This window comes from Micromonospora gifhornensis (assembly GCF_016863515.1).
GTDB classification, from domain to species: Bacteria; Actinomycetota; Actinomycetes; order Mycobacteriales; family Micromonosporaceae; genus Micromonospora; species Micromonospora gifhornensis.
In genome coordinates, this window is sequence record NZ_BOPA01000048.1 from 1 (window position 1) to 6,864 (window position 6,864).

Genomic DNA, 6,864 nt, shown 5'->3' on the forward strand with positions numbered 1-6,864 from the left:
GCCACCGGCCGGGGCGGGAAGAATCACCGCGAAATCGTCGGTGTTGTCCGACGGGTCGAGGTCGGCGAAGTCCGACTCCTCGACCTTACGCACCTGGGCCTTGAAGGCCGGCTTGCTGGCACCCTTGTGGATGGCCGGCGCGTCGACCGGCAGGGCACCGAACGCGGTGGCCTCCAGCGAGCCGCCCTTCAGGGTGATCGGTGCCTCAAGGTCCTCGTTCACAGTGATCGGCAGCGTGAGCCACAGGATCGTGTTGGGCTCGAGCAGGAAGTTCTCGTCCTCGCAGGTCGCGGTGCGTCCGTCGGAGTCGACCTCGCAGCCGTCGATCTCCTCGAACTTCACACCCTTCGGCAACTGGTAGGTCAGCTTGAGGCCCTTGGCGACCTGGTCGCCCTGGTTGATGACCTCGCTGTAGACCCCCGTGCTGTCGCCGGGGCGTAGTGGACCGATCTCCTCGAGGGTGTCGAAGTCGAAGCGGGTCTTCACGTCCGGCACGATCACACCGAGGTCGACGCCGCTCTCCGGGGTCAGCTCGACATCGACCTCGATGCTGTTGTTGCTGTCGTCGGTGTCGTCGTCGGACTCGATGCTGATCGTCACCGGCGCGGTCAGCGGCCCGGTGACCTTCTCGTCCATCTTGAACAGGACGATCGGCACCTCGGTGGTTGCACCCGGTGCGGGAATCTCGTCCTTGTTCAGCTCGCAGGTGAACACTTCGAGCTTCAACTCGCCGCTGGCTTCGCACTCACCCGAGGTGATCGGCACCAACAGCATCTTCTCGTCGTCCATCTTGGAGACGTCGACCTTGACGAGCACCTTGCGCGGGGTGCCCTCGCCCTGGTTCGCAATCTTGATCCAGGCGGTCTTTACTTCGACGCCGTCGGTCATCCGGGTGCCGGCGGCGGTGATCGCCAGATCAGTCTCGGTGCCGGCGGCGTGGGCCGGCGCGCCCAGGGCGGTGACAGCGCCCGAGGCGAGCAACGCAGCTGCGGCAATGCTCGCAGCGCGGCGGGTACGGAAGATCATGAAATGGTCTCCCCCGTGGGGTGTGAGAAATGTACGGGCGGGGACGTTATCGGTCATCGATCAACCGCGCCACCCCGCAACACCACCACGGAGGAACTGGTCAGCTAATCTTTATTTAAGGATCGGCCGAATCGATGACCGTGGCCGCCCGGCCGTATCAGCAGCCGATCCGTAACGGCCTCGCAGACGTGGCCGGACAGATGGGCACGGTGGCCCGATCGGCCGATGAACCGGGCCGCGCACCACTCGACCCACGGTCACGACGCCAGCGCCGACCGGCAACGCGGAGGGTCAGTTCGCCTCGACCAACGGCAGCGAACGACCGGCACCGCCGCCCGGCAGCGCGATCGAGGAGAAGTGGGACACCACGCGCTCGTCGGTCGGATCGTCGGCGGGCGTACGGTGCACGGCCAGCCGGTTGTAGAGGGTGTCCCGCTGGGCCGGAATCCGGTCGGCGGAGCGGATCATCCCGATCAGCTCGTGCAGGTTCGACCGGTGCCGCGCGCCGGCCGAGGAGATGACGTTCTCCTCCAGCATGATCGAGCCGAGGTCGTCGACCCCCATGTGCAGGGAGAGCTGGCCGACGTCCTTGCCGGTGGTCAGCCAGGACGCCTGCAGGTGCGGCACGGTCTCGAAGAAGAGCCGGGCCACCGCCACCAGGCGCAGGTACTCCAGGGTGGTGGCCTGGGTACGCCCCTTGAGGTGGTTGTTCTCCGGCTGGTACGTCCACGGGATGAAGGCCCGGAAACCCTGGGTGCGGTCCTGCACGTCGCGGATCATCCGCAGGTGCTCGATCCGCTCGGCGGCCGTCTCGCCGGTGCCCATCATCATCGTCGCGGTCGATTCGACGCCCTGCCGGTGGGCCAGCTCCATGACCTCCAGCCAGCGCTCGCCCGACTCCTTCAGCGGAGCGATCGCCTTGCGGGGTCGCGCGGGCAGCATCTCGGCACCGGCACCGGCGATCGAGTCCAGCCCGGCGGCCTTGATCCGGGCGATGGCCTCGTCCAGGCTCACCCCGGACACCTTGGCCATGTGCAGGATCTCGCTCGGCCCGATCGAGTGGATGGCGAGCTGCGGGTACGCCTTCTTGACCGAGGAGAACAGCTCCTCGTAGTACTCCACGCCGTAGTCCGGGTGGTGGCCGCCCTGGAGCATGACCTGGGTGGCGCCCAACTCGACGGCCTCGCCGCAGCGCCGCAGGATCTCCTCGGTCGGGTGGGTCCACCCTTCCTTGTGCTTCGGCGCCCGGTAGAAGGCACAGAACTTGCACGCCGTCACGCAGACGTTCGTGTAGTTGATGTTGCGGTCGATCAGGTACGTGACGATGTTGTCCGGGTAGCGCCGCCGGCGCACCGCGTCCGCCGCCTCACCGAGGGCGTGGAAGGGCGCATCGGTGTAGAGCAGCAAGGCCTCCTCGGGCGTGATCCGCCCGCCGTCCGCGCCACGCTGCAGGATGTCGTCGATCTCCCGGCTCTCCATCACGCCTACGAGCGTACGTCGGCAGCCTGAAGGCCAGAAAAGGCCACCTACCATCAGACGCACCTGCCACACAGAACGAGATTGTGCGACAGTCCGTGTCGCACAAGTGCAACACAACGGCGCGGCACCGCAGCACAAGCCAGCTCCGCTGTAACACTCGTCTCGCCGACCACCACCCTTGGTGAGGAGGGTGCACCAGTGACCCCGACAGAACTCCAAGAGCTACTCGACCGGCTCCGGCAACTCGGGAACGACAACTCAACCTGCGAGGTCAAGAAGGCCCGCGGCGGTCTCCCGTCCAGCATCTGGGAGACCATCAGCGCCTTCGCGAACGCCGGAGGTGGGCATGTGGTTCTCGGAGTCGATGAGCGCAACAACTTCGAGGTGACCGGGGTCGCCGAGCCGGGCGTGATGGAGGCCAACTTGGGGGCGGTCTGCGCCGAGTTGGAGCCGGCAGTCCGTGCGGACATCAGGACCGTCGAACTAGCCGGCCACCAGGTGGTGGTCTGTGAGATCCCACCCCTGGCCCGCGATCAGCGCCCCTGCCACAAGAGAACTCTGGGTCCATGGGCAGGCTCCCGAATCCGCGTCAGCGACGGTGACCGGCGTCTCACCGACTACGAGGTGGCGGTGCTCCTGGCAAACCGCACTGAGCAGCGGTACGACGCGGCTCCCGTCCCCCACGCCACGCCCAACGACCTTGACTCGGACCTACTCGCCGCGTTCCTCAACCGGATCCGCCAGACCCGAGGAGAGATCTTCCGGCGGGTCAGCGACGAACAGGCGCTCATCATGCTGAACGTCCTGACCCGCCACCAGGACATCGTGGTGCCTACTCTCGCCGGCCTACTCGTATTCGGCACATATCCGCAGACTTTCGAACCTCAGCTGGGTCTGACCTTCGTGGCGTATCCCACGACCCAACCGGGAGCCCTTGGCCCACGCGGTGAACGCTTCACCGAGAACAGATCGGTGGACGGCTCGATCCCCACGATGGTCGCGGAGTGCATCCGGATCCTCAAACGCAACATGAGGCGGCGCAACGTGGTCTCCGGCCTCTACCGCACCGAGGAATGGGAATATCCGGAGGAGGTGCTACGCGAGGCACTGGTAAACGCGCTCGTTCACCGGGACTACGCCGAGTTCGCCCGAGGAATGCAGGTTCAGGTCGAGATGTACCCCGACCGCCTCGTGATCAGGAACCCCGGCGGGCTCTACGGGCCGGTTGAGGTGACTTCCCTCGGAACGACCCCCGTCACTTCATCCCGCAACCGATCCCTGCTCAAGATTCTCGAAGACACCCCGTTCGGCGACGGGCACATGGTGTGCGAGAACCGCGGCAGCGGCATCACCCGGATCAGGATCGCCCTCGCCGAGGCCGGCATGGAGCAGCCGCGCTTCGCCGATGACATCTCCACGTTCACGGTGGAGTTCCCCAACCGCACCTTGCTGGACGAGGAGGCGATCAAGTGGTTGGGGTCGCTCGGTCGGGGGCCGTTGAGTCGTTCCCAGATGGCCGCACTCGTGGTGATGCGGGGCGGGCGGGAGCTGTCCAACAGCTCATTCCGCACAGTGACCGGCGTGGCCGACAGCCGAATCGCCAGCCGGGAACTTCGCGAACTGGTCGAACGTGGCCTCGTCACCCAGCACGGTTCCCGGGGCAGCACGACCTATCGTCTGGTCACCACCGCCACTGGCGAGTCACCGGATCTCTTCACACCCCTGGCAGGGCAGGCACCCAGTTCCCGAGCGGCAGATCTCATGCTGAGCGCGAACGAGAGCAAGGTCATGGCAGCACTAGCGAGCGGCAGCCGGTCGCGGGGAGAACTTGAGCAGGCCACCGGCTTGAGATCCCACCAGGTGCTACGCGCGCTACGTTCCCTACGAGAAAGAAGTCTCGTTGAGATGAGCGGCCAGGAACGCTCTCGCAACGCCCGTTACGCAACGACCCGTCGTGTATGAGGATCCGGCCGCCATACTCGAAACGACCCCAGCGACGGCACGTTTCGAAGGCGATGGGTGATCAGGCGTCGTAGTCGACGGTGAGAGTGTCGGTGCGTGGGCTGGACTGGCAGGTCAGCACGTAACCGGCGGCCACCTCGTCGGGCTCCAGGGCGTAGTTGCGGGCCATCTCGACCTCGCCGGAGACCACCTTCGCCCGGCAGGTCGAGCAGACCCCGCCCTTGCAGGCGTACGGCAGCTCACCGCGGACCTTCAGCGCGGCGTCCAGCACCCGCTCGTCGCGGCGCATGGAGAAGCTCGACGAGCGGCCGTCGAGCACGATCGTCACCTCCGTGCCGCCGGCCGACTCGTCCGGCCGCCGGACCGGCTCGGGTGCGGCGTCGACGTGGAACAACTCGGTGTGCACCGCCGACTCCGGCACGCCCCGCCCGGCCAGCACCTCACGAGCGTCCACCACCAGGCCGTACGGGCCGCAGAGGAACCACTCCTCGATCACGTCGCCGGGGACGATGGTGTCCAGCAGGCGGCCCAACCGCTCGGCGTCGATGCGCCCGGACAGCAGCGGCGACTCGCCCTGCTCGCGGGAGAGCACGTGCACCAGGTGCAGCCGGGTCGGATAGCGGTCCTTCAGGTCCGCCAACTCCTCGGCGAACATCACGCTGTTGGCCGTGCGGTTGCCGTACACCAGGGTGAAGGTGCTGGCCGGCTCGACGGCCAGGGCCGTGGCGACAAGCGACAGCACCGGGGTGATGCCGGAACCGGCGACCACCGCGCCGTAGCGACGCACCCGCTCCGGCGCGAACGCCGTGGTGAAGTGACCGAGCGGTGGCAGCACCTCGACGGTGTCGCCGCTGCGCAGGGCCCCGCAGGCGTACGACGAGAAGGCCCCGCCGGGGATCTCCCGCACACCGATGCGCAGCCGCCCGTGCCGGGCCAGCTCCTCGGGCGTGGAGCAGATCGAGTACGAGCGGCGCACGTCCTCGCCGTCGGGCAGCGCCGCGGCATCGGCCGGCGGCCGGCGTACCGTCAGGTGCTGGCCGGCGCGGAACGCGAAGGCCGCGCGCAGCTCCTCGGGCACCGCGAAGGTGACCGCGACGGCGTCGGCGGTGAGCCGGTCCACGGCGACGACGGGCAGCGGATGGAACACCGGCCGGCGACGGACCGGGCGGGTGATGGTGACAGTCACAGCGCCTTCACATGGTCGAACGGTTCGGAGCAGGCGCGGCAGCGCCAGAGTGCCTTGCAGGCGGTGGAGCCGAAGCGGCTGAGCTGCTCGGTCTCCGGCGACCCGCAACGCGGGCAGCGTACGGCCAGGGTCAACGGGACGACCCCGTCGCGGCGGACCGGGGCCGGTGGGGCGATGCCGGCGGCGGCCAGCTTGGCCCGCCCGGCGTCGGTGATCCAGTCGGTGCTCCAGGCGGGGCTGTGCACCGTGCGTACCTCGGCGTCGGGGTGACCGGCCACGGCCAGGGCCCGGCGGATGTCGGCGCGGATGACGTCCATCGCCGGACAGCCGGTGTACGTGGGAGTGATCGTCACCACCACCCGACCGGTGTCCGGTTCCACCTCGACCGAGCGCAGGATGCCGAGATCGGCGATGGTGATCACCCGGATCTCCGGGTCCACCACCGCCGCCACGGCCTCGCGCGCCGCGTTCACCGTCGCCTGGCCGCTACTCACCAGCGGGCACCGGGGTGGGCACGATGCAGCACCTGCATCTCGGCGAGCAGGAACGACAGGTGCTCGGTGTGCAGACCGTCCCGCCCACCGGCCGGAGCCCAGCTGGGCGCGGGCACGGTGAGCGTCGCCTCGGCGAGCACCGCCGAGACCGTCGCGTCGAAGTCGGCCCGCAGGGTGGCCGGGTCGACCGGGGCCTGCGGCTGCGCGGCGAACAGCTCCGCGACGTACGGCCAGACCTGGTCGAGGCCGGCCTGCATCCGCCGGTGCGACTCCTCGGTGCCGTCGCCCAGCCGGCGCACCCAGAGCGAGGCGTGGTCCAGGTGGTACGCGGACTCCTTGCGCGCCTTGCCGCCGATCGCGGCCAGCCGCTCGTCGGCGCAGCCGGCCAGCGCGGTGTAGAGCGGCAGCTGGTAGGCCGACAGCACGAGCAGCTTCGCCATGGTCACCGCGAAGTCGCCGTTGGGCAGCTCGACCAGCAGGCAGTTGCGGAACTCCCGGTCGTCGCGCAGGTAGGCCAGCGCGTCCTCGTCCCGGCCCGCGCCCTCCAACTCACCCGCGTACGACAGCAGCAGCCGCGCCGCGCCGAGCTGGTCCAGAGCGATGTTGGCAAGCGCGATGTCCTCTTCCATCTCCGGCGCCCGGGTGGTCCACTCGGCCAGCCGCTGCGCCGCGATCAGCGCATCGTCGCCGAGGGCGAGGGTGAAGTCAAACGGACCG

6 protein-coding genes are annotated in these 6,864 nt (G+C 68.5%); 1 reads left to right on the forward strand and 5 read right to left on the reverse strand.

Going from position 1 to position 6,864, the window contains the following annotated elements; genetic code table 11:
- Both Vgi01_RS26840 and mqnC read right to left on the reverse strand, forming a co-directional pair.
- Positions 1–1,026: hypothetical protein (locus Vgi01_RS26840; RefSeq protein WP_204292933.1), on the reverse strand; the 1,026-nt coding region annotated here is incomplete at its 3' end.
- Positions 1,027–1,317: 291 nt separating this feature from the next.
- On the reverse strand, positions 1,318–2,508 hold the full coding sequence (mqnC, locus tag Vgi01_RS26845; RefSeq protein ID WP_204292934.1) for a cyclic dehypoxanthinyl futalosine synthase: 1,191 nt from the start codon (positions 2,506–2,508) through the stop codon (positions 1,318–1,320).
- A 195-nt stretch (positions 2,509–2,703) separates the two neighbouring features.
- On the opposite strand from mqnC, the gene Vgi01_RS26850 reads away from it, so the two are divergent.
- Positions 2,704–4,467 (forward strand): ATP-binding protein, encoded by a 1,764-nt coding sequence (locus tag Vgi01_RS26850; protein WP_204292935.1) that lies wholly within the window; start codon positions 2,704–2,706, stop codon positions 4,465–4,467.
- Between the two features lie 61 nt (positions 4,468–4,528).
- Here the strand turns inward: Vgi01_RS26850 and paaE are convergent, their stop codons facing one another.
- The 3 genes from paaE to paaC form a co-directional block, all read right to left on the reverse strand.
- On the reverse strand, positions 4,529–5,653 hold the full coding sequence (paaE, locus tag Vgi01_RS26855) for a 1,2-phenylacetyl-CoA epoxidase subunit PaaE (RefSeq protein ID WP_204292936.1): 1,125 nt from the start codon (positions 5,651–5,653) through the stop codon (positions 4,529–4,531).
- The gene (gene paaD / locus Vgi01_RS26860; RefSeq protein WP_204292937.1) at positions 5,650–6,126 is read right to left on the reverse strand and encodes a 1,2-phenylacetyl-CoA epoxidase subunit PaaD; all 477 of its coding nucleotides are present in this window, start codon (positions 6,124–6,126) and stop codon (positions 5,650–5,652) included. The genes paaE and paaD overlap by 4 nt, the downstream gene beginning before the upstream one ends.
- A 17-nt stretch (positions 6,127–6,143) precedes the next feature.
- Positions 6,144–6,864: 1,2-phenylacetyl-CoA epoxidase subunit PaaC (gene paaC / locus Vgi01_RS26865; protein ID WP_239089180.1), on the reverse strand; the 721-nt coding region annotated here is incomplete at its 5' end.